The following is a 19,936-nucleotide window of genomic DNA, read 5'->3' on the forward strand; positions in this document are numbered from 1 at the left end:
CATCATGGAGACCGGCCCATCTGGGCCAGTACGCACCCCAGCGGTCACTCATGGGCAGAATCCGCAAGCTGGCTGGCCAGGACCGTTCTCCCCCACGGCCGCGTAGTCGCCGCTTCTACGCTGACCGTCATGCACGAAGTCGGGTACCGGAGCAGCGGCGTTCCATTGGAGGGGTATGAACTCACCCGCAGGGACCACAGCCGTCAGAAGCAGAGCGAGGAGATCAGCGAGTGGGCTCGGCGTCAGGTCGAGGAGGACGACGCCGAATGCCGGGCAGACCCGGTGAGGGCGGAGCGTCGCCGCCAGGCGTTCGAGAACGTCGCGAAGCTGATGCAGTCCTTCAAGAAGGCCGACCACGAGATCATGCGGTGGCGTGTCCGGCTGTACTGCGGCCACATCATCGAGACGGAGGCGCACTACACGTACACCGACCCCCTCTCCGCCGGGTCATACGGCAGGCGATGCTCGGAGTGCGGGGAAGACCGGCAAACGATCGTGGCCTTCGAACCCATCGGACTGCGTGGCGAGCCACAGGAAGCAACAGAACCCCTGCCTCCGCCGCCGCCGAAGAAGCCGACACGAGCCGAACTCGAACGACGCATCAAGAAGCTGGAGAAGGAGAACGAACGCTTGCGCGCGAAGTTCAGTGGCTGAAGGTCCCGACCGAAGCCACTGGGCTGACTCGCCAGCAGGTCACGGAGGCCGAGCAGACGGCAACGGTGAAGACGCCGCCCGCACGGACAGAGACACGGTCCACATCACCCCCGCTCGTTCGAGCGAAATTGTTTCGAACCACCCGTCGCTGACGAACGGAACTGACAACATGCCGCCGTCGTACGTCAACCTCGACTCGAAGGCGGGCCATTGGAGCGCCAGGTCAATGAGCGGCAGCTTTCGGTGCTGCAGTGGGTGGGAGCCGGGTGCCCTGCCGACGTTTGGGAGACCAGCTCCTACAAGACCACCTGTCAGGCGCTGCAGAACCGAGGCCTGGTCGCGGTCTCCCGGAAGGGCGGGCAGTGGAGTGTCGCTCTGACGAGCGCCGGCCAGCACTATCTGGCGCACGGCACGTTCCCTCCCCGCGGCTCTCTCCCGCGGAAGGCTCAGGCCGCTGCTCCGCAAGCCCCGCCCGCTCGAGCGCAGGAAACCCCGGCCGCCGGGCGGAAGCCAGGCAGCCCTCCATCACAGCCTCGCGTGACGTTCACGGAGCAGCTGTTACAGGAGCTCGCAGAGGCCGGCGGCCGGATCGTCAAGAGCGGCAGCGGTCCGGACTTGGAGAAGTGGCCGTCCCGCGTCGCTGCGGCACGCAGGTCCGAAAGGATCCCGGGGACGAAGGAGCTGTACGGGGGCTGGTGCCGTGGCGGGTACGAAATCAAACTGGTCGACATCCCCGCCTGGCGCCTCGCCGTCCTCGCCCCCGTCCTCGTTCCCTCTCGGCTCACGCGGCCTCACGCCGTGGTCCGGGCCATGCAGAACGAACCCCAGCCGCTGGGCCTGACCAAGCCCGTCCAAGGACGTGCCCTCCGGCTCATCCAGGCGCTGATCACCGCCACCGAGGCCGAAGGACACTCCAGTTCGGCAGGACGGACCGGCTCCGCGCCCCCGTCTCATCGCCGCCGCAGAGAAACGCCTCACTTCACCATCACCGCACAGGGCCAGCCAGTGGGGTTCCTCGTCCTCCAGGAACAGGACCGGACCGAGCACGTCGCCACCGAGAAGGAACTCGCCGAGGCCAAGAAGAACTCCTGGACCAGGATCCCGCGCTTCGACTACACCCCGTCCGAACGCCTCCGCTTGGTCCTCAGCGGCGGCCAGCCGCACCGGGCGGGCGAATGGGCCGACGCCCCCGGCCGCCCACTCGAAGAGCAGCTCGCCGAGATCGCCCAGGAGGTCACGCTTCGCGGCGAAGCCGCCGAACGCAGACGCCTGGAAGAGATCGAAGCGGCACGCCGGAAGCGCATCCGCTGGGAAGCCGCCATGGAAGAGGCTCGCGTCCAGTACGCCGAGGCGTACCGCGTCAGATGCTTCGAAGCCCAGGAAGCAGCTTGGCGCCACGCCACCCGGCTGACCGAGTACGTGAGCGCCGTACGCACGCGCGTCGAGACCATACCGGCGGGGCAGGCCAGAACCGAAGCCGAGGCATGGGTCAGCTGGGCAGCGGCCGCTGTCGAGCGCCTCGACCCGCTGAGCACACCACCCCGGCTGCCTGACATCCCCGAACCACGAGGCGACGACCTCAGGCCATTCCTCGGACACTGGAGCCCCTACGGCCCCTGACACGACATCCGCCCGACACCCTGGCCGGCGTCACGGTACGTCACTACCGAAAGCGGGCCAGGGGGTCGGCCACCGACTCACCAGTCGGCCTCCCCACACCTTCGGAGGGCCCACCGCAACGCGACTGTGAACTCCGCCGACTGCCGCCAAACCGCGCATGACGACCCATCAGAAATCGCGCCGCTCGTGCGTCAAACGTGCGTCAAACTTGCCGCTCGTGCGTCAAACATGCGTCAAGATATCGCACCTAACGCACGTAACGCCCATAACGCACAATCAGAGAAACGGCAGGTCAGCGGCCCTTTTCAGCAGGCTCCAGGATCGCGACGCACTCCACATGATGCGTCATCGGGAAGAGGTCGAAGACGCGGAGGGTGCGGGGCTTGTAGCCGTATTCCCTGAAGTAGCCCAGGTCGCGGGCCAGGGCCGCCGGGTCGCAGGCGACGTAGGCGATGCGGCGGGCCGAGAGGCCGGCCACGTGGCGGACCGTCTGCTTGCCCGCGCCCGCGCGCGGCGGGTCCAGGACGACCAGGTCGCATTCCGTGATGCCGGTTTTCGGGAGGACCGTCTCGACCTTGCCCTGCTCGATGCGGACCCGGGGGAAGTCCGCGAGGTTGTGCCGGGCGTCCTCCACCGCGCGCTTCGTCGACTCGATGCCGAGCACCGCGCCCGTTTCGCCGAGGCGTTCGGCGAGCGCGCCCGCGAAGATGCCGACGCCGCAGTACAGGTCGAGGGCCATCTCGCCCTTGCGCGGCATCAGGCCCTGCATGACGGCCTTGATCAGGGTGTCCGCGGCCTGCGGGTGGACCTGCCAGAAGCCGCCCATGCCGACGCGGTACGTACGGCCGTCCGCGCGCTCCCGTACGAAGGGGCGGCCGTGGACGCGGTGGACGCCGCCGTCCTTCTCCCCGACGCGGAGGACGGAGACCGGCTTGTCGAGCTCGACGAGCGGGAGGCGACCGCCGGGGCGAGGGGTGAGGACGACCTGGCGGTCGCCCGAGCCGGATGCGGCGATCGCCTCGACCGTGGCCATCTGGGGCCAGTCCTGCTTCTCGATGCCGAGCTCGCTGACGCCGGGCGCAGCGATCATGCAGTGGTCGATCGGCTCGATCTCGTGCGAGCGGTGCTTGCGCAGCCCGACGGTACCGTCGGCGTCGACGGCGTACTGCACGCGCGTGCGCCACTGCGGCACCTGCCCGGCCGGCAGCTTGTCGCCCTCGGCGGGCATCACGGTGCCGTCCCAGCCGGCCTCCTCCGCGGTCAGCCCGGCAAGCCGCTTCAGCTGTTCGGCGACGACCTCGCCCTTGAGCCGGCGCTGTGCGCCCGGCTTGGCGTGCTGCCAGTCGCAGCCGCCGCACCTGCCGGGGCCCGCGTAGGGGCAGGGGGCCTCGACCCGGTCCTTGGAGGCTTCGAGCACGGTGATCGCGTCGGCGCGCAGGAAGCGGGAGTCGACGTCGCCCTCGGTGACCTTCGCGACGACCTTCTCACCGGGGAGGGTGTGGCGGACGAACAGGACGCGGCCCTCCGCGGTCCGGGCGATGCAGTGCCCGCCGTGCGCCACGGGTCCGACCTCGACCTCGTACTCCTCCCCGACCAGTGACTGCTTCTCGTTCTGCTCCGTCATGGCGGGGAGGCTCCAAGGCTAAGAAAGACCAAAAGTGAAACGGCCGGACGACCGACCCACCAGTTTACGTGGATCTCGTCCGGCCGTTCACCAACCTGCTCAGCCCTTGCCGGTCGGCGCCTTCGGCGGTCGCGGGGTGTCCACGGGACCGCGGCGCACCGAGCCCGGCGCGTTCCAGTCCTGCCGCTTCTTGGCCCTCCGCTTGGCGAGCTCCGAGGATTCGAGCTGGTACGGCACCGAGGTGACCATCACACCGGGGGTGAAGAGCAGCCTGCCCTTGAGGCGCAGCGCGCTCTGGTTGTGCAGCAGGTGCTCCCACCAGCGGCCGACGACGTACTCGGGGATGTACACGCTGACCGCGTCGCGCGGGTTCTCGCTGCGCAGGCCCTTGACGTACTCGACGACCGGGCGGGTGATCTCGCGGTACGGCGAGTCGAGGATCTTGAGCGGGACGTTGATCCTGCGCCGGTCCCACTCCTCGCGCAGGGCCTTGGTCTCGGCCTGGTCGACGCTGATGCTGAGTGCTTCCAGGGTGTCCGAGCGGGTGAGCTTGGCGAAGGCCAGGGCGCGCAGCGTGGGCTTGTGCACCTTGGAGACCAGGACGATGGAGTGGACCCGGGAGGGGCGCACGCTGTCGTCGCTGGGGCCCTCGGCGGCGGCGATCTCGGCGGAGACCCGGTCGTAGTGCTTCCGGATCGCCGTCATCGTGCCGTAGAAGATCACCATGCCGAGCAGGGCGACCCAGGCGCCATGGGTGAACTTGGTGGCCAGGACGACGACCAGAACCATGCCCGTGAAGAAGGCGCCGAAGGTGTTGATCGCCCGGGAGCGGTGCATGCGCCGGCGGGCGGCCACGTCGCGTTCCGTCCTCAGGTGCCGGTTCCAGTGCCGGACCATGCCGATCTGGCTCAGCGTGAAGGACACGAAGACGCCGACGATGTAGAGCTGGATCAGCTTCGTCGAGTCCGCGTCGTAGATCCAGACGAGCAGGATGGCGGCGCCGGCGAGGAGCACGATGCCGTTGGAGAAGGCGAGCCGGTCGCCGCGGGTGTGCAGCTGGCGCGGCAGGTAGCGGTCCTGCGCGAGGATCGAGCCGAGCAGCGGGAAGCCGTTGTACGCGGTGTTCGCGGCCAGGAACAGCACCAGCGCGGTGGCGGTGGCCAGCAGGACGAAGAGGATGCTGCCGTTGCCGAAGACGGCCTCGCCGACCTGGGAGATCACCGGGTCCTGGACGTACTCGGGGCCGACCGGGACGCCGTCGTGCAGCAGGTCCACGGCCGGGTTCTCGGCCATCCGCACGTTGGTGGCCATGGCCAGGCCGATGATGCCGCAGAACATGGTGACCGCCAGGCCGCCCATGAGGGCGAGCGTGGTCGCGGCGTTCTTGCTCTTGGGCTTGCGGAAGGCGGGGACGCCGTTGCTGATCGCCTCGACGCCGGTCAGCGCCGCACAGCCCGAGGAGAAGGCGCGCAGCAGCAGGAAGACCATGGCGAAGCCGGCCAGGCCCTTCTGTTCTGGTTCGATCTCGAAATCGGCCGTCGGCGCCGACATGGTCTCGCCGAGGACGATGCCCTTCCAGGCACCCCAGCCGATCATGACGAAGACCGCGGCGACGAAGACGTAGGTCGGGATCGCGAAGAGCTTGCCGGACTCCTTCACGCCGCGCAGGTTCATCAGCGTGAGCAGAAGGATCATGACGATCGCCGAGAGCACCTTGTGCTCGATGACGAAATGCACCGCGGAGCCGAGGTTCTCGACCCCGGAGGAGATCGACACGGCGACGGTCAGGACGTAGTCGACGAGCAGGGCGCTCGCGACGGTCAGGCCGGCCCGGGGCCCGAGGTTGGTGTTGGCCACCTCGTAGTCGCCGCCACCGCTGGGGTAGGCGTGGACGTTCTGCCGGTAGGAGGCCACCACCGTGAACATCAGCACCACGACCGCGAGGGCGATCCAGGGGCTGTAGTGGTAGGCCGAGACGCCCGCGATCGACAGGACCAGCAGGACCTCACCCGGTGCGTAGGCCACCGAGGAGAGAGGGTCGGACGCGAAGACGGGAAGGGCGATCCGCTTGGGAAGGAGGGTTTCCCCGAGGCGGTCGCTGCGCAGCGCCCGGCCGATCAGGATCCGTTTGGGCACGTCGGTCAGTTTGGACACGCAGAGGATCGTAAGCGTTCGAAATGAGACTGACGAACCCCCACCCCCTGATGCCGCCATCCCGTTGCTTTTCCTCCCCGAGCGCACCACGAACGTGACACGAACGTGCTGCGGATACGTCCATGGAAGCCCCGAGGGGTCACACCGGCGACCACCCGTGTGTAGCTTGGGCCGTGGTCTGAGACCCTGTTTAACCAGAGCATGCAATGAGGCTGGGAACCAGCGAGTCGCTGACAGCCGGAAGGACGGCCGTGCACATCGTCATCATGGGTTGCGGAAGAGTGGGCTCCGCCCTCGCGCAAACCCTGGAACAGCAGGGTCATACGGTCGCAGTCGTCGACCAGGACCCCACCGCATTCCGCCGGCTCGGCGCCGGTTTCGGTGGCCGCCGCGTCACCGGGGTCGGCTTTGACCAGGACACCCTGCGGGAGGCGGGAATCGAGGACGCGGGCGCGTTCGCGGCCGTCAGCAGTGGTGACAATTCCAACATCATCGCCGCCCGGGTGGCCCGGGAGATGTTCGGCGTCGAGAACGTCGCCGCGCGCATCTACGACCCCAAGCGCGCCGAGGTCTACCAGCGTCTGGGCATCCCCACCGTCGCCACCGTGCGCTGGACCGCCGACCAGATGCTGCGCCGGCTGCTGCCGTCGGGCGCCGAGCCGCTGTGGCGGGACCCGAGCGGCGGCGTCCAGCTCGCCGAGGTGCACACCTCCCCCGCCTGGATCGGCCACAAGGTCAGCAAGATCCAGGACGAGACCGGCGTGCGTGTCGCGTTCCTCACCCGGCTGGGCGAGGCCATGCTGCCGACCTCCCAGACGGTGCTGCAGGAGGGCGACCTCGTCCACGTGATGATGCGCACGGACGAGATCGACAAGGTCGAGGCGGTCTTCGCCGAGGGGCCTGAGGAGGCACACGCATGAGGGTCGCGATCGCCGGGGCGGGAGCGGTCGGCCGCTCCATCGCGGGCGAGCTGCTGGAGAACGGCCACGAGGTGCTCCTGGTCGACAAGGCGCCGACCGCCATCTCGGTGGAGCGGGTGCCGCAGGCCGAGTGGCTGCTGGCCGACGCCTGCGAGATCACCTCGCTGGACGAGGCGGCGCTGCAGCGCTGCAACGTGGTCATCGCGGCGACCGGGGACGACAAGGTCAACCTCGTCGTCTCGCTGCTCGCGAAGACCGAGTACGGGGTGCCGCGCGTGGTGGCCCGCGTCAACAACCCGAAGAACGAGTGGCTCTTCAACGAGTCCTGGGGCGTGGACGTCGCGGTCTCCACGCCGCGCCTGATGTCGGCCCTGGTCGAGGAGGCCGTGAGCGTCGGCGACCTGGTACGGCTGCTGCGCTTCAGCCACGGCGACGCCAACCTGGTCGAGCTGACCCTTCCGGCCGACTCCTCGGTCGCGGGTACGCAGATCAGCGAGATCAGCTGGCCCGAGGACACCTCGCTGGTCACGATCATCCGGGGCAACCGGGTGCTGACGCCGCACGGCGAGGAGACCCTGGAGCCGGGCGACGAGCTCCTGTTCGTGGCCGCCCAGGCCCGCGAGGAGCAGCTGGAGGACCTCCTCCAGGCCCGCCGCTAGCCCTGCGGGTCCGCTCGTCGGGCGAAGGGGGCGCGCCCGGCCGGGTGCGCCCCCGCTCGCTCTTCGGGTACCGCCCGATCAGGCCTTCGGCCTGGCGGCCGCGGCCTCGGCGGCCTCCTTGGCCTCCCACTCCGCGATCACGTCGATCGGCGGCGGCGCCTTCGCCAGGAAGACCCAGGTGAAGTACACCGCGAGCACCATCGGCGGGAGTTTCAGCGCGATCAGCACCCAGCCCAACTGTGTCGCGTCGCCCCACCAGTACAGCGGGAAGAGGATCGCGTACTTGGCGAGGAAGATCAGCCCCCACGCCAGGCTCGCCTTGGTGTACGCCTTCTTGCGCCCCGGGTTGCGGGTGCGCCAGGACAGGTTCTCCTTGAAGACCGGCCCGAGGATCACGCCCAGCAGGGGGAAGCCCACCAGCGCCGAGACCGTGAAGGCCAGGCCCAGGCAGACGCCGTAGATCATGCCCGGCAGGTAGAAGCCCTTGGCGCTGCCCGTGAACAGGGCGAAGGCCACGCCCACGCCCACGCCGAACACCCCGCTGAAGGCGTGCTTGACCGTGTCCTTGCGCAGCAGCCGCACGATCACCAGCAGGACGGCGACCGCGCCCGCCGCGATGGCGGACATCTTCACGTCCTTGTTGACCGTGTAGATCATCACGAAGAGCAGCCCGGGGAGCATCGTCTCGATGGTGCCCCGGACACCTCCGAACGCGTCGAACAGGGCCGCCTGTGTCACGGCCTTCTGGTCCTCGGACGGCTCGGTGCCGGGCTCCGGGTTGGTCGGTTTGTCGAGTGGCATCGCCGGTTACTGCTCCTGTCCGAGCGGTCGGAGTTCGTACTTCGGGTTGAACAGCACCCGACGGCCGTGGCTCAGCGAGATGCGTCCGGAAGCGGTCATGCGCCGGCCGGGCTCGATTCCCACGATCGAGCGACGCCCGAGCCAGACCACGTCCAGCGCGCCGGAGCCGTCGAACAGCTCAGCCTCCAGGGCTGGGACGCCGGCCCGGGGGCGCAGGGTGACCGTGCGGAGGGTGCCGGTCACCTTGACTATCTGGCGGTCGTCGCAGTCGCAGATCCGTGTACAGCCCGCGGCTTCTGCGTCCTCCTGCAGCTCCGCCGAATGCAGCTCCTCCTGCGAGGTCGACAGCCGCTCGATCATCCGGCGGAACCGGCCCGCCGACCTGGCCGGCTTCGCGGGACTCCCGGGACGCGGTTCAGCACTCATACAGGAAAGCCTACCGGCGCACCGACTACCTCTCGAAGCGGTATCCCATGCCCGGCTCGGTGATGAAGTGCCGCGGACGCGAGGGGTCCGCCTCCAGCTTGCGCCGCAACTGGGCCATGTAGACCCTCAGGTAGTTCGTCTCGGTGCCGTACGAGGGTCCCCAGACCTCCTGGAGCAGCTGCTTCTGGCCGACCAGCTTGCCGCCGTTGCGGACCAGGACCTCCAGCAGGTGCCACTCGGTGGGCGTCAGCCGTACGTCGCGCCCCTCGCGCACCGCCTTCTTGGCGGCCAGGTCCACCGTGAAGCCCTCGGTCGCCACGACCGACCCGTCCGCGCCGGACCCGGCGGACGGTTCGGCCCGGCGGACGGCGGCGCGCAGCCTGGCCAGCAGCTCGTCCATGCCGAAGGGCTTGGTGACGTAGTCGTCCGCCCCCGCGTCCAGGGCCTCCACCTTCTCGTCGGAGCTGTGCCGGGCGGAGAGGACCAGGATCGGCACGCGGCTCCGGCCGCGCAGCCCCCTGATCACCTCCACCCCGTCCATGTCCGGCAGACCGAGGTCGAGGACGACCACGTCGGGGTGGCGGGCGGCCGCGAGCTCCAGTGCGCTCGCGCCGTCGGAGGCGGCGTCGACCTCGTACGTGCGCGCCTTCAGATTGATCACGAGGGCTCGGACGATCTGCGGCTCGTCGTCCACCACGAGCACCCGGGTCATCGGCGTCCTGCCTTCTGTCGCATCGTCCGGCCACGGTCGTGACCGGTGTCGAGTGGGTCGGTCCCGGCGCGGTCCGTGCCGGCGTGGTGGGGCCCGGCACGGTCCGTGCCGGGGGGACGCGTGGCTCGGGAAGCGTCTCCCCCGGGCCCGCCGCCGTACCCGCCGCGCCCGGCATCCGCGCCGTCCATGCCGTCCGTGCCGTCCGCGCCGTCGGCCGTGCCCGAGACCGGTATCGGGGCCGGGCACGGGGCCGGGGCAGGCCGTCGGGACACCGCCCGCAGGGTCAGCACCATGGTCAGCCCGCCGCCGGGGGTGTCCTCGGCCGCGAGGGTGCCGTTCATGGACTCGGAGAAGCCGCGCGCGACGGCCAGCCCGAGGCCCACCCCGGCGCCGCGCGGGGCGTCCCCGTACCGCTGGAAGGGGGCGAAGATCCGGTCCTTGGCCTCGTCGGGGACGCCCGGCCCACGGTCGACGACCCGCATTTCGACCCGGTCGCCGAGGCAGCTGGCCGCCACCAGCACCGGTTCGCCGGCCGGGCTGTACTTGACGGCGTTCTCCACGACGTTGGCCACGGCCCGCTCCAGCAGCCCGGGGTCCGCCGCCACCATCGGCAGCGACTCGGGCACGTCCAGCAGCACGCTGTCCTCCGGTACGCCGCCCAGCGCCATCGGGACCACCTCGTCGAGGTCGATCTCCCGGATCAGCGGGGTGACCGTCCCGGTCTGCAGCCGCGACATGTCGAGGAGGTTACCCACCAGGTGGTCGAGGCGGTCGGCGCCGTCCTCGATGCCCTCCAGGAGCACGGCCCGGTCTTCCTCGGACCATTCCACGTCGTCGGAGCGCAGCGAGGTGACGGACGCCTTGATGGAGGCGAGCGGCGTGCGCAGGTCGTGGCTGACGGCGGCCAGCAGGGCGGTGCGGATCCGGTTGCCCTCGGCCAGCCTGCGGGCCTCCTCGGCCTCGCCGACCAGGCGCTGGCGGTCCAGGACCACGGCCGCCTGGGCGGCGAAGGCGCCGAGCACCCGCCGGTCCTCCGCCGGCAGGACCCGCCCGGACAGCGCGAGGGCCATGTGGTCGCCGATCGGCATGTCCACATCGGCGTCCTCGGGCCGGGCCACCGCACCGGGGCCGACGCTGCCGGCCGGCTTCCAGGGCTCCCGGTCGCCGGTCCGCTCCAGCAGGGCCACCGACTCCATGGCGAAGGTCTCGCGCACCCGCTCCAGCAGCGCGTCCAGCGTGGTCTCGCCGCGGAGCACGCTTCCGGCGAGGAAGGAGAGGATCTCGGACTCGGCGCGCAGACGGGCGGCCTGGTGGGTGCGCCGGGCGGCCAGGTCCACCACCGAGGCCACCGAGACGGCCACGCCGAAGAAGACGGTGATGGCGAGGATGTTCCTGGGGTCGGACACGGTGAACCGGTGCAGCGGGGGCGCGAAGAAGTAGTTCATCAGCAGCGAGCCGAGCGCCGCGGAGGCGAGGGCCGGCCAGAGCCCTCCCAGCAGCGCGGCGGCCACCGTCAGCGACAGGAACAGCAGCATGTCGTTGGCGAGCCCGAGGTCCGCGTCGACGTGCGTGAGCAGCAGGCACAGCAGCAGCGGCAGGACCGTTCCCACGACCCAGCCGGCCGCGGTCCGGTTGCGGCCGAGCTGGGCCGCCGTGCGGGCGGCGGGCAGGCCGCGCCCCCTGGCGACCTCGTCGTGCGTGACGATGTGGACGTCGAGGTCGGGGCCGGCGTCGCGGGCCACCCCGGCGCCGACGCCGGGGCCGAAGACGTACTGCCAGGGGCGGCGGCGGCTGGAGCCGAGCACGATCTGGGTGGCGTTGATCCCGCGTGCGAAGGCCAGCAGGGCGTCGGGAATGTTGTCGCCGATGACGTGATGGAACGTTCCTCCGACGTCCTCGACCAGGGCGCGCTGAACCGCGAGTTCCTTCGGCGAGGCGGCGGTCGGGCCGTCGCTGCGGGCGACGTAGACGGCGAGGATCTCGCTGCCCGAGCCCTTGGCCGCCATCCTCGACGCACGCCGGATGAGGGTGCGCCCCTCCGGGCCGCCGGTCAGCCCGACGACGATCCGCTCCCGTGCCTGCCAGGTCGAGGGGATGCCGTGCTCGCCCCGGTACTGCTGGAGGTACTCGTCCGCCCGGTCGGCCACCCACAGCAGTGCGAGCTCGCGCAGCGCGGTGAGGTTGCCCGGCCGGAAGTGGTGGGAGAGCGCCGCGTCGATCATCTCGGGCCCGTATATGTTCCCGTGCGCCATGCGCCGGCGCAGCGCCTGCGGGGACATGTCGACCAGCTCGACCTGGTCGGCCCGGCGGACGACCTCGTCGGGCACGGTCTCCCGCTGCCGCACCCCGGTGATCGACTCGACGACGTCCCCGAGCGACTCCAGGTGCTGGATGTTGACGGTCGAGACGACGTCGATGCCGGCGCGCAGCAGCTCCTCCACGTCCTGCCAGCGCTTGGCGTTGCGCGAGCCGGGAGCGTTGGTGTGCGCGAGCTCGTCCACCAGCGCGACGGCCGGGCGGCGGGCGAGGAGCGCGTCCACGTCCATCTCGGTGAGGGGGGCGCCGCGGTGGGCCAGGGTCCGGCGCTCGACCTGTTCCAGGCCGTGGAGCGCGGCCTGCGTGCGCGGTCGCCCGTGGTGCTCGGCGAAGCCCACGACGCAGTCCGCGCCCCGCTCCGTCCTGCGGTGCCCCTCGGAGAGCATCGCGTGGGTCTTGCCCACGCCGGGTGCCGCGCCGAGGTAGATCCTGAGCTTGCCGCGTCCCATGGGCTCATTCTCGGGGACGTCCGGTCCGGGCCGGCACCCGTCCCGGACCCGGGGCCGATCCCTGACGGATCTCTGACGGATCTCTGACGGAACTCGGACGGAACTCCGCCAGGGGCCCGATCCGGAGCGCCGGGCTCCGCCCCGGGCGCGCGAGAGCCGGTGGGCCCCGCCCCGAAGGAGGGGGCCCACCGGCCGGGAACACGACGCGCCCCCCCTGTGCGCGGGGGCCGTCCGGGGTCGGCGGGTCAGCGGACCTCGGTGATCTCCGGGCCGCGGTCGAGCTGGCCCATGCCGCCGCCGAAGCGGGAGCCTTCCTGGTCCTCCGTCTGCACGCCGTCCGGCACCATCTGGGCGTCGTTCGGGAGCTTCAGGACGATCGGGTCGCGCGGGGCCATCGGGCCGTCGCCGCGGACGACGACGGTGTCCCGGAAGATCTGCTCCAGCACGCCCGCCGACTCGGGGCGCACCGCGCCCTGGCCGGAGATGACGCCCCGCAGGAACCAGCGCGGGCCGTCGACGCCGACGAAGCGGACCAGCTGGGCACCGGTCTGCCCGTCCGGCAGCGGGACGGGGACCTGCGCACGCAGTTCCCAGCCCAGCGCGCCCTGGACCTCGTCGATGATGCCGCCCTGCTGGGTGATGCCCGCGGCGATCTCGTCGCGGACCTCGCCCCAGATGCCCTCCTTCTTGGGGGCGGCGAAGGCCTGCAGCTGCACGGCGCTGTCACCCAGCACCACGGTGGCGGCCACGATGGCGTCCCCGGCCACCTCGACGCGCAGTTCCATGCCGTCGACACCGGGTACGAAGATGCCGCCCAGGTCGACCCGGCCGTCGGTCGGGTTGCCGGGCACCTCGGAGACGTCCCAGGGGCCGTCCGGCCGCGGGGCCGGGGGCAGGTTGATCCGGCGCGGCGCGGCAGCGCCGTCCGACTCGCCCGTGTCGTCCTGCTCAGCGGCGGCGACGCCGTCTACGACCTGCTCGGCCGCGCCGCCGTCCTTGGCGGAGTCGTTCTTCTTGCGACGTCCGAACACGTCACTGTCCTTCCCGGTCGGTAACGACCGAAGCGTAGCCATTCCCACCCTGCTGACCAGCCCCGGATCCGGCCACGGCCGCATGACCGCCGGTGGAGCCGAAGCCCCCCTCGGCCCGGGCCGAGCCGGGAAGTTCCGCCACCTCGTGGAAGCGCACCTTCTCGACCCGCTGGACAACCAGCTGGGCAATGCGGTCGAAACGCTCGAACCGGACGCTCTCGCGAGGGTCGAGATTGACCACGATCACCTTGATCTCTCCACGGTACCCGGCATCCACCGTCCCCGGGGCATTCACGAGCGCGAGCCCGCAGCGCGCGGCCAGCCCCGAACGCGGGTGCACGAAGGCCGCGTACCCGTCGGGCAGGGCGATCGCGACCCCCGTGGGCAGCACCGCGCGCTCACCGGGCTCCAGCACGGCGGCCTCGGTGGTGACCAGATCGCAGCCGGCGTCGCCGGGGTGCCCGTACGCCGGAATGGGAACCTCCGGATCGACGCGGCGCAGCAACACGTCGACGTCGCGGCGGGATCCGTTGTTGCTCAGGGACATCAGGGATTCACCTCAAAGGCGCGTGCACGCCTGACCTGGTCCGGGTCGGCCATCGCCGCCTGGATCTCCTCGGGCCGTCCGTTGTCGATGAAGTGGTCGACCTTCACCTCGATGAAGAGCGCGTCGGCGCGGACCGCGACCGGGCCCTCCGGCCCGCCTATCCGGCCCACGGCCGTGCAGTAGATCTTCCGGCCGGCGACGGCGGTGACCTCGGCCTCCAGGTGGAGCACGGTGTCCACGGGCACCGGCCGCACGAAGTCCGTCTCCAGCCGTCCGGTCACCGCGATGACGCGCAGCAGCCAGTTCAGAGAGCCCAGCGTCTCGTCGAGTGCGGTGGCGAGCACCCCGCCGTGGGCGAGCCCGGGCGCGCCCTGGTGCGCGGGCCTGACGGTGAACTCGGCGGTGATGCGCACGCCCTCGCCCGCGCGGGCCTCCAGGTGGAGTCCGTGCGGCTGGCCCCCGCCGCAGCCGAAACAGTGCTCGTAATGGGCACCGAGGAGCTCACCGGGTGCCGGGGCGTCGGGATGCCGGACCGGTGCGACGGCATCGGCCGGGGGCGTCAACGCTGTGTTTCGTCCACTCACAGCCGCAGACCTTACCCGCGCGGCTACCCGCCGGTCGCCTCGTGGCAGGCTTGAGCACATGCAGCCCTCCACCGCGCACCACGACGAACGCCTGACCGCCCCCCGCTCCTGGTGGGGCATCGCCGTCCTGACCGGACTCGCGGGCGCGTTGATGCTGCTGCCCCTGGGCACCATGCCCCTGCTGGCCGGCCTCGTCGGCGGGACGGCGCTGGCCGGGTTCCTGGTGAGCTCGTACGGCTCCGCGCGCGTGCGCGTGGTGAACGGTGCGCTGGCCGTCGGCGACGCCCGGATCCCGGTGTCGGCGCTGGGCGAGCCCGAGATCCTGGACACCGAGGAGGCGCGCGCCTGGCGCACCTACAAGGCGGACCCCCGGGCCTTCATGCTGATGCGCAGCTACGTGCCGACGGCGGTGCGCGTCGAGGTCACCGACCCCGCCGACCCGACCCCGTACGTCTACGTCTCCACCCGCGAGCCGCAGGCCCTGGTCTCGGCGCTGCGTGCGGCGCGGGCGGCCTGAGGGGCCGGCCCCGCAGTGCCGGGCGGCCGGCCGCCGAACGCGTCAGTCGCGCATGAAGTACCGCGGACCCTCCAGGGCTGCCCTGGTGGCCTCGGGAAGGGGCTCCACGGGTCGTTCCAGGGGCGGCAGGGCGCGCAGGGCCTCCCAGGCCACCGCCTGTCGGCGCAGGTCTCCACGGACCTTCTCGGCGAGTTTGCGGGTGTCGCGGCGGTTCATGACCGCTCCGACCGCCGCGCCCACCATGAACGGCATGAGGTTCGGCAGGCTGCGGAACATCCGCTTCATGATCTGCTGGCGCAGTTCGCGCTTCATCTGCCCGCCGAGCGCGGCGTTCAGCGTGGTGGGCTTAGTGAGGTCGACCCCGCGCTCTTCCGTCCACGCGGTCAGGTAGGCGAACGTCCGCTCCCTGAGGTTGCCGGGCGGCCGCTGGCCGTAGACCTCGTGGAGCTCCGCGACGAGCTTCAGCTCGATCGCCGCGACTCCGGTGATCTCCGCCGCGAGCTCGGCGGGCATCGCGGGCGGCACGGGCAGCATGGCCGCCGCGCCGATGCTGGCGCCGACGGTCGCCGAGGCGGCGGTGGCGCCCGCGATCAGCTTGTCGGCGAGCTGCTCGGGTCCGAGGCCGGGGAACTGCGCGCGCAGCGTCGCGAGGTCACGGACCGGGACGCGCGGAGCGTTCTCGATGATCCTGTCGGTGACGTAGAGGGCGGCGCCGCGCACGCCTTCGCCGCCCTTGCGCACTCCGTTCCTGACCGCTTGCAGCCGGCGGCTCCCGCCACCGCGCCGGGACCCCTCGCCGGACTCCGCGACCGGCGCCGCCGAAGCCACGTCGGAGGGAGCGGCGAGCGCCGCACTGGCGGAGTCGCCGGGGGCGGCTTCGAGACCCGTCTCCGGGTCCGTGGTCGCCGCCTGCGTCTCCGCCGGATCACCCTGCTTTCGGAAGACGCGCTTCCGAAAGGGTGTCGAGCCAGTCACGGCCGACACCTCTCAGTCGCAGTCGCGGCAGATCGGCTGACCGTTCTTCTCGCGCGCCAGCTGGCTGCGGTGGTGCACCAGGAAGCAGCTCATGCAGGTGAACTCGTCGGCCTGCTTGGGCAGGACCCGGACGGCGAGCTCCTCGTTGGAGAGGTCCGCACCGGGAAGCTCCAGGCTCTCGGCCGAGTCGAATTCGTCCATGTCGACGGACGAGGACGACTTCTCATTGCGTCGAGCCTTGAGCTCCTCGATGCTGTCGTTGTCGACGTCGTCGTCGGTCTTGCGCGGAGTGTCGTAGTCCGTTGCCATTTTTCGCTCTCCCCCTCTGGGTGTTAGCGGTGTCTCAGCGCACGTAACGCACGAGAGGCCGGACTTGTGCCCGACCTGAGGCGGAGATTTTGCCTCACATCAAGGTCTGTTACTCAATCGACACCCAGCCGCCCGCCCGAAGGGGCGATCGGCTGGGATGACGACCGGGACCGTACACGGTCCGGGCGCCGTCTTGCACAAACGCCACCCCGTGTATTTCCCGCCATTCGAGGGGCCGGAAACCCGGACTTCCCGGGCGTTCCGACCGCCCCCGAGTCACCGAACGCACAGGGCCGGACACCGCCGACTGTGATCGATCACACAGGAGGTATTGGGTTCAGGAGCCAAGTATTCAGCCAAAAGCGAACACGGGGCGCTGGTCTCAGCAGGGCAGAGTGACACGCATCACGAGGCCACCGCCCTCCCGGGGCGTCGCCTGGATCCGGCCGCCGTGTGCGCGCGCCACGGAGCGCGCGATCGACAGGCCCAACCCGACACCCTTGTCACTGCCCGTACGCTCCGTACGCAGCCGCCTGAACGGCTCGAAGAGGTTGTCCACCTCGTACGCGGGAACCACGGGACCCGTGTTCGACACCAGGAGCACCGCCTGGCCGTGCTGGGCCTCGGTGGTGACCTCCACCCAGCCGCCCTCCGGCACGTTGTACCGGACGGCGTTCTGCACCAGGTTGAGGGCGATCCGCTCCAGCAGGACTCCGTTGCCCTGCACGACGGCCGGCCCGCGCTCGCCGCGGATCTCCACACCCTTGGCCTCGGCCTCGCCCCGCACCTGGTCGACGGCGCGCGAGGCGACCTCCGCGAGGTCCACGGGCTTGCGCTCGACGATCTGGTTCTCGCTGCGGGCCAGCAGCAGCAGGCCCTCGACCAACTGCTCGCTGCGCTCGTTGGTGGCGAGCAGGGTTTTGCCGAGCTGTTGGAGCTCCACCGGGGCGCCCGGATCGGACAGGTGCACCTCCAGCAGGGTCCGGTTGATCGCCAGCGGCGTCCGCAACTCGTGCGAGGCGTTGGCGACGAACCGCTGCTGGGCGGTGAAGGCCCGCTCCAGGCGGTCGAGCATCTCGTCGAAGGTGTCGGCGAGCTCCTTGAGCTCGTCGTCCGGCCCGTCCAGCTCGATGCGCCGGGTGAGGTCGGACCCGACCACCCGGCGGGCGGTACGGGTGATCTTGCCCAGCGGCGAGAGCACCCGGCCGGCCATCGCGTAGCCGAAGGCGAAGGCGATGATGCTCAGGCCCAGCAGGGCCATCAGCGAGCGGCTGAGCAGGTCGTCCAGGGCGTGCCTGCGCTGTTCGAGCATGCAGGACTGGATCGCGGCGTAGAACTGTTCGAGCGGTTGCTCGCCGCCCACCCCCGGACAGGTCGGGCTGGAGACGACGATCTTCTGCCCGCTCACGCTGACGATCTGGAACGGCAGGGCGTTGCCCTGCCGCAGGGCCTGGGCCGCCAGCAGGTAGATGATCGACAGCAGCAGGATGCCCGCGATCAGGAACATCCCGCCGTACAGCAGCGTGAGGCGTATCCGAATGGTCGGCCTCAGCCACGGGAAGGGACCCTCGGGCTGTCCGGGGTCCCAGGTCGGCTTCGGCGGCGCCGTCGGTGGGGCCGGGGTGGTCGCCACGTGGTCAGATCCGGTATCCGGAGCCGGGCACCGTCACGATGACGGGCGGCTCGCCCAGCTTGCGGCGCAGGGTCATCACCGTCACGCGCACCACGTTGGTGAACGGGTCGGTGTTCTCGTCCCAGGCCTTCTCCAGCAGCTGCTCGGCCGAGACCACGGTCCCCTCGCTGCGCATGAGGACCTCCAGCACCGCGAACTCCTTCGGCGCCAGCTGCACCTCCTTGCCCTCGCGGAACACCTCGCGCCGGTTCGGGTCCAGCTTGATCCCGGCCCGCTCCAGTACGGGCGGCAGCGCGACGGTGGTCCGCCGCCCGAGCGCCCGCACCCGGGCGGTCAGCTCGGTGAAGGCGAACGGCTTGGGCAGGTAGTCGTCGGCCCCCAGCTCCAGGCCCTCCACCCGGTCGCTCACGTCGCCCGAGGCGGTCAGCATCAGCACACGGGTGGGCATGCCGAGCTCGACGATCTTCCGGCAGACGTCGTCACCGTGCACAAGGGGGAGGTCCCGGTCGAGCACGACCACGTCGTAGTCGTTCACGCCGACCCGCTCCAGGGCGGCGGCGCCGTCGTACACGACGTCCACGGCCATGGCCTCCCGGCGCAGGCCGGTGGCCACCGCATCGGCGAGCAGCTGCTCGTCCTCGACGACGAGTACGCGCACGTCGTTTCCTTCCTCCGAGCCCAAAAGGGCACACGTTGTTGCGTCGTACATCCTGCCCGTTTCGGCCGTAAACCGGCTGTAAGGCGGGTCAGGGAGGGGCCTGCGGGGCGGAAGTGGGGATTCCCCGGCCGGGAGAGGTTTCTGCGCCCAGTGTGCCGGGGAGGACGTGAGCACACCCCATCCACTCCCTGACGGCGGTACTGCCCCGTGCCGCCGCCGACCCACGAAGAGGGGGCGAACCCATCATGGACGCATTCACCGCGGGTCTCCTGCAGCGCATCAGGGCCACGCAGTCGGATCTCAGGCACGCCCGCGAGACGGGTGACGACTTCCTCGCGGAAGTGGAACAGGCGGAGCTGGAAGACCTCCAGCGACTGGCCGCCGAGCACGGCGTCCCGGTCACGGCCGCCGCGCCCGCCTGCTGACCGACCGCCGCGCCGACCGGCCGCCGAGCGGCCGCTGAGCACCGGCTCCGGGACGACATGGACCCCGGCCGCCCCCTTCGGGCGGCCGGGGTCCAGCTGCAGGTGCGGTACGGGGCTCAGTCGTGCCAGGCCCCGGCCTCCTCCAGCAGCGGCTGGAGCGAGGCGAAGACGGCCGGGGTGGCGGCGAGCACCAGCTCGCCCGAGGCCGGCTCCCCCGGTCGGCCGCCGGTCACGGCGCCGGCCTCCCGGGCGATCAGGTCGCCGGCGGCCAGGTCCCAGGGGTTCAGCCCGCGCTCGTAGTAGCCGTCGAGCCGCCCCGCGGCCACGTCGCACAGGTCCAGGGCCGCCGAGCCGCCCCGCCGGATGTCCCGCACCAGCGGGATGATCCGCTGTGCCACGCCGGCCTGGTGCGCCCGCCGCGCCTGGACGTAGGCGAAGCCGGTCCCGACCAGCGCCTGGTCCAGGGGGGCCGCCGGACGGCAGGAGAGGCGGGCCGTGCCCAGCCAGGCGCCACCGCCGAGCACGGCGTGGTAGACCTCCCCGCGCATCGGCGCCGCCACGACGCCCACCACGGTCTCGCCCCCGTACTCGGCAGCGATGGACACGCCCCAGCTCGGGAGCCCGTAGAGGTAGTTCACGGTGCCGTCCAGCGGGTCGACGACCCAGCGCACCCCGCTCGTCCCCGGCGTGTCGGCGCCTTCCTCGCCCAGCAGCCCGTCCTCGGGCCGCCGCTCGGCGAGGATGCCGGTGATCAGCTTCTCCGCGGCGATGTCCATCTCGGTCACCACGTCGATCGGGCTGGTCTTCGTGGCCGCCACCGCCAGGTCGGCCGGCCGGCCGTCGCGCAGCAGCGCTCCGGCCTGACGGGCCGCATCCATGCCGACGTCCAGCAGTTCGGCCTTCAGCTCTTCGGAGATCACGG

General features: G+C 71.0%; 20 protein-coding genes. 6 read left to right on the forward strand and 14 right to left on the reverse strand.

The window, feature by feature from the left end; genetic code table 11:
* The first annotated feature begins 129 nt into the window (after nucleotides 1-129).
* Together AW27_RS07690 and AW27_RS07695 are read left to right on the forward strand one after the other, a co-directional pair.
* Complete coding sequence (locus tag AW27_RS07690) at nucleotides 130-654, forward strand: hypothetical protein (RefSeq protein ID WP_157840320.1); 525 nt, start codon at nucleotides 130-132, stop codon at nucleotides 652-654.
* Between the two features lie 537 nt (nucleotides 655-1,191).
* Nucleotides 1,192-2,274, forward strand: a complete 1,083-nt coding sequence (locus AW27_RS07695) for a hypothetical protein (RefSeq protein WP_236647860.1) — start codon at nucleotides 1,192-1,194, stop codon at nucleotides 2,272-2,274.
* A 292-nt stretch (nucleotides 2,275-2,566) separates the two neighbouring features.
* Here AW27_RS07695 and AW27_RS07700 read toward each other — a convergent pair whose 3' ends face one another.
* Together AW27_RS07700 and AW27_RS07705 are read right to left on the reverse strand one after the other, a co-directional pair.
* Entirely contained in the window at nucleotides 2,567-3,898 is a 1,332-nt protein-coding gene (locus AW27_RS07700) for a class I SAM-dependent RNA methyltransferase (RefSeq protein WP_037929610.1), read from the reverse strand.
* A gap of 99 nt (nucleotides 3,899-3,997) precedes the next feature.
* On the reverse strand, nucleotides 3,998-6,052 hold the full coding sequence (locus AW27_RS07705) for an APC family permease (RefSeq protein ID WP_037929613.1): 2,055 nt from the start codon (nucleotides 6,050-6,052) through the stop codon (nucleotides 3,998-4,000).
* Between the two features lie 251 nt (nucleotides 6,053-6,303).
* On the opposite strand from AW27_RS07705, the gene AW27_RS07710 reads away from it, so the two are divergent.
* Both AW27_RS07710 and AW27_RS07715 read left to right on the forward strand, forming a co-directional pair.
* A complete protein-coding gene (locus AW27_RS07710) occupies nucleotides 6,304-6,972 on the forward strand; it encodes a potassium channel family protein (RefSeq protein WP_037929616.1) in 669 nt (222 codons plus the stop codon).
* Nucleotides 6,969-7,631 carry a potassium channel family protein gene (locus tag AW27_RS07715; RefSeq protein WP_030650639.1) on the forward strand — a complete coding sequence of 221 codons (663 nt, stop codon included), beginning with the start codon at nucleotides 6,969-6,971 and terminating at the stop codon, nucleotides 7,629-7,631. Before AW27_RS07710 ends, AW27_RS07715 begins: the two co-directional genes overlap by 4 nt.
* Nucleotides 7,632-7,709: 78 nt before the next feature.
* On the opposite strand, the gene AW27_RS07720 is transcribed toward AW27_RS07715, so the two are convergent.
* From AW27_RS07720 to AW27_RS07750, 7 genes are all read right to left on the reverse strand, one after another.
* The gene (locus tag AW27_RS07720; RefSeq protein ID WP_037929618.1) at nucleotides 7,710-8,432 is read right to left on the reverse strand and encodes a DUF3159 domain-containing protein; all 723 of its coding nucleotides are present in this window, start codon (nucleotides 8,430-8,432) and stop codon (nucleotides 7,710-7,712) included.
* Between the two features lie 6 nt (nucleotides 8,433-8,438).
* A complete protein-coding gene (locus AW27_RS07725) occupies nucleotides 8,439-8,858 on the reverse strand; it encodes an OB-fold nucleic acid binding domain-containing protein (RefSeq protein ID WP_078557123.1) in 420 nt (139 codons plus the stop codon).
* 25 nt (nucleotides 8,859-8,883) lie between these two features.
* Nucleotides 8,884-9,570, reverse strand: a complete 687-nt coding sequence (locus AW27_RS07730; RefSeq protein ID WP_037929623.1) for a response regulator — start codon at nucleotides 9,568-9,570, stop codon at nucleotides 8,884-8,886.
* A complete protein-coding gene (locus tag AW27_RS07735) occupies nucleotides 9,567-12,335 on the reverse strand; it encodes a sensor histidine kinase (protein ID WP_078557125.1) in 2,769 nt (922 codons plus the stop codon). The genes AW27_RS07730 and AW27_RS07735 overlap by 4 nt, the downstream gene beginning before the upstream one ends.
* Nucleotides 12,336-12,580: 245 nt before the next feature.
* Nucleotides 12,581-13,366: a DUF3710 domain-containing protein gene (locus AW27_RS07740; protein WP_037929626.1), complete on the reverse strand. Its 786-nt coding sequence runs from the start codon at nucleotides 13,364-13,366 to the stop codon at nucleotides 12,581-12,583.
* Between the two features lies 1 nt (nucleotide 13,367).
* Nucleotides 13,368-13,913: a dUTP diphosphatase gene (gene dut / locus AW27_RS07745; protein WP_037929629.1), complete on the reverse strand. Its 546-nt coding sequence runs from the start codon at nucleotides 13,911-13,913 to the stop codon at nucleotides 13,368-13,370.
* On the reverse strand, nucleotides 13,913-14,497 hold the full coding sequence (locus AW27_RS07750) for a PaaI family thioesterase (protein WP_037929631.1): 585 nt from the start codon (nucleotides 14,495-14,497) through the stop codon (nucleotides 13,913-13,915). The genes dut and AW27_RS07750 overlap by 1 nt, the downstream gene beginning before the upstream one ends.
* A 58-nt stretch (nucleotides 14,498-14,555) precedes the next feature.
* On the opposite strand from AW27_RS07750, the gene AW27_RS07755 reads away from it, so the two are divergent.
* Nucleotides 14,556-15,014 carry a DUF3093 domain-containing protein gene (locus AW27_RS07755; protein ID WP_037929634.1) on the forward strand — a complete coding sequence of 153 codons (459 nt, stop codon included), beginning with the start codon at nucleotides 14,556-14,558 and terminating at the stop codon, nucleotides 15,012-15,014.
* Between the two features lie 42 nt (nucleotides 15,015-15,056).
* On the opposite strand, the gene AW27_RS07760 is transcribed toward AW27_RS07755, so the two are convergent.
* From AW27_RS07760 to AW27_RS07775, 4 genes are all read right to left on the reverse strand, one after another.
* A complete protein-coding gene (locus AW27_RS07760; protein ID WP_052031347.1) occupies nucleotides 15,057-15,989 on the reverse strand; it encodes a hypothetical protein in 933 nt (310 codons plus the stop codon).
* Between the two features lie 12 nt (nucleotides 15,990-16,001).
* Complete coding sequence (locus tag AW27_RS07765; RefSeq protein WP_030036261.1) at nucleotides 16,002-16,298, reverse strand: DUF4193 domain-containing protein; 297 nt, start codon at nucleotides 16,296-16,298, stop codon at nucleotides 16,002-16,004.
* Nucleotides 16,299-16,680: 382 nt separating this feature from the next.
* Nucleotides 16,681-17,931, reverse strand: coding sequence for a sensor histidine kinase (locus AW27_RS07770; protein WP_037929637.1), 1,251 nt, complete (start codon nucleotides 17,929-17,931; stop codon nucleotides 16,681-16,683).
* A gap of 4 nt (nucleotides 17,932-17,935) precedes the next feature.
* The gene (locus tag AW27_RS07775) at nucleotides 17,936-18,589 is read right to left on the reverse strand and encodes a response regulator transcription factor (protein ID WP_030008767.1); all 654 of its coding nucleotides are present in this window, start codon (nucleotides 18,587-18,589) and stop codon (nucleotides 17,936-17,938) included.
* 245 nt (nucleotides 18,590-18,834) lie between these two features.
* On the opposite strand from AW27_RS07775, the gene AW27_RS07780 reads away from it, so the two are divergent.
* On the forward strand, nucleotides 18,835-19,014 hold the full coding sequence (locus AW27_RS07780; protein ID WP_037929641.1) for a hypothetical protein: 180 nt from the start codon (nucleotides 18,835-18,837) through the stop codon (nucleotides 19,012-19,014).
* A gap of 116 nt (nucleotides 19,015-19,130) precedes the next feature.
* Here the strand turns inward: AW27_RS07780 and AW27_RS07785 are convergent, their stop codons facing one another.
* Nucleotides 19,131-19,934: an inositol monophosphatase family protein gene (locus AW27_RS07785; protein ID WP_370466463.1), complete on the reverse strand. Its 804-nt coding sequence runs from the start codon at nucleotides 19,932-19,934 to the stop codon at nucleotides 19,131-19,133.
* Nucleotides 19,935-19,936: the final 2 nt, after the last annotated feature.

The organism is Streptomyces sp. PCS3-D2, from assembly GCF_000612545.2.
In the GTDB taxonomy this organism is placed as follows: domain Bacteria; phylum Actinomycetota; class Actinomycetes; order Streptomycetales; family Streptomycetaceae; genus Streptomyces.

Excerpts from the sequence above, each read along its gene's own strand:
- AW27_RS07765 (WP_030036261.1), bottom strand. The coding sequence starts at position 16,298 with ATGGCAACGGACTACGACACTCCGCGCAAGACCGACGACGACGTCGAC.
- AW27_RS07715 (WP_030650639.1), top strand. The coding sequence starts at position 6,969 with ATGAGGGTCGCGATCGCCGGGGCGGGAGCGGTCGGCCGCTCCATCGCG.
- AW27_RS07730 (WP_037929623.1), bottom strand. The coding sequence starts at position 9,570 with ATGACCCGGGTGCTCGTGGTGGACGACGAGCCGCAGATCGTCCGAGCC.
- AW27_RS07780 (WP_037929641.1), top strand. The coding sequence starts at position 18,835 with ATGGACGCATTCACCGCGGGTCTCCTGCAGCGCATCAGGGCCACGCAG.
- AW27_RS07690 (WP_157840320.1), top strand. The coding sequence starts at position 130 with ATGCACGAAGTCGGGTACCGGAGCAGCGGCGTTCCATTGGAGGGGTAT.
- AW27_RS07725 (WP_078557123.1), bottom strand. The coding sequence starts at position 8,858 with ATGAGTGCTGAACCGCGTCCCGGGAGTCCCGCGAAGCCGGCCAGGTCG.
- AW27_RS07700 (WP_037929610.1), bottom strand. The coding sequence starts at position 3,898 with ATGACGGAGCAGAACGAGAAGCAGTCACTGGTCGGGGAGGAGTACGAG.
- dut (WP_037929629.1), bottom strand. The coding sequence starts at position 13,913 with ATGTCCCTGAGCAACAACGGATCCCGCCGCGACGTCGACGTGTTGCTG.
- AW27_RS07755 (WP_037929634.1), top strand. The coding sequence starts at position 14,556 with ATGCAGCCCTCCACCGCGCACCACGACGAACGCCTGACCGCCCCCCGC.
- AW27_RS07735 (WP_078557125.1), bottom strand. The coding sequence starts at position 12,335 with ATGGGACGCGGCAAGCTCAGGATCTACCTCGGCGCGGCACCCGGCGTG.
- AW27_RS07720 (WP_037929618.1), bottom strand. The coding sequence starts at position 8,432 with ATGCCACTCGACAAACCGACCAACCCGGAGCCCGGCACCGAGCCGTCC.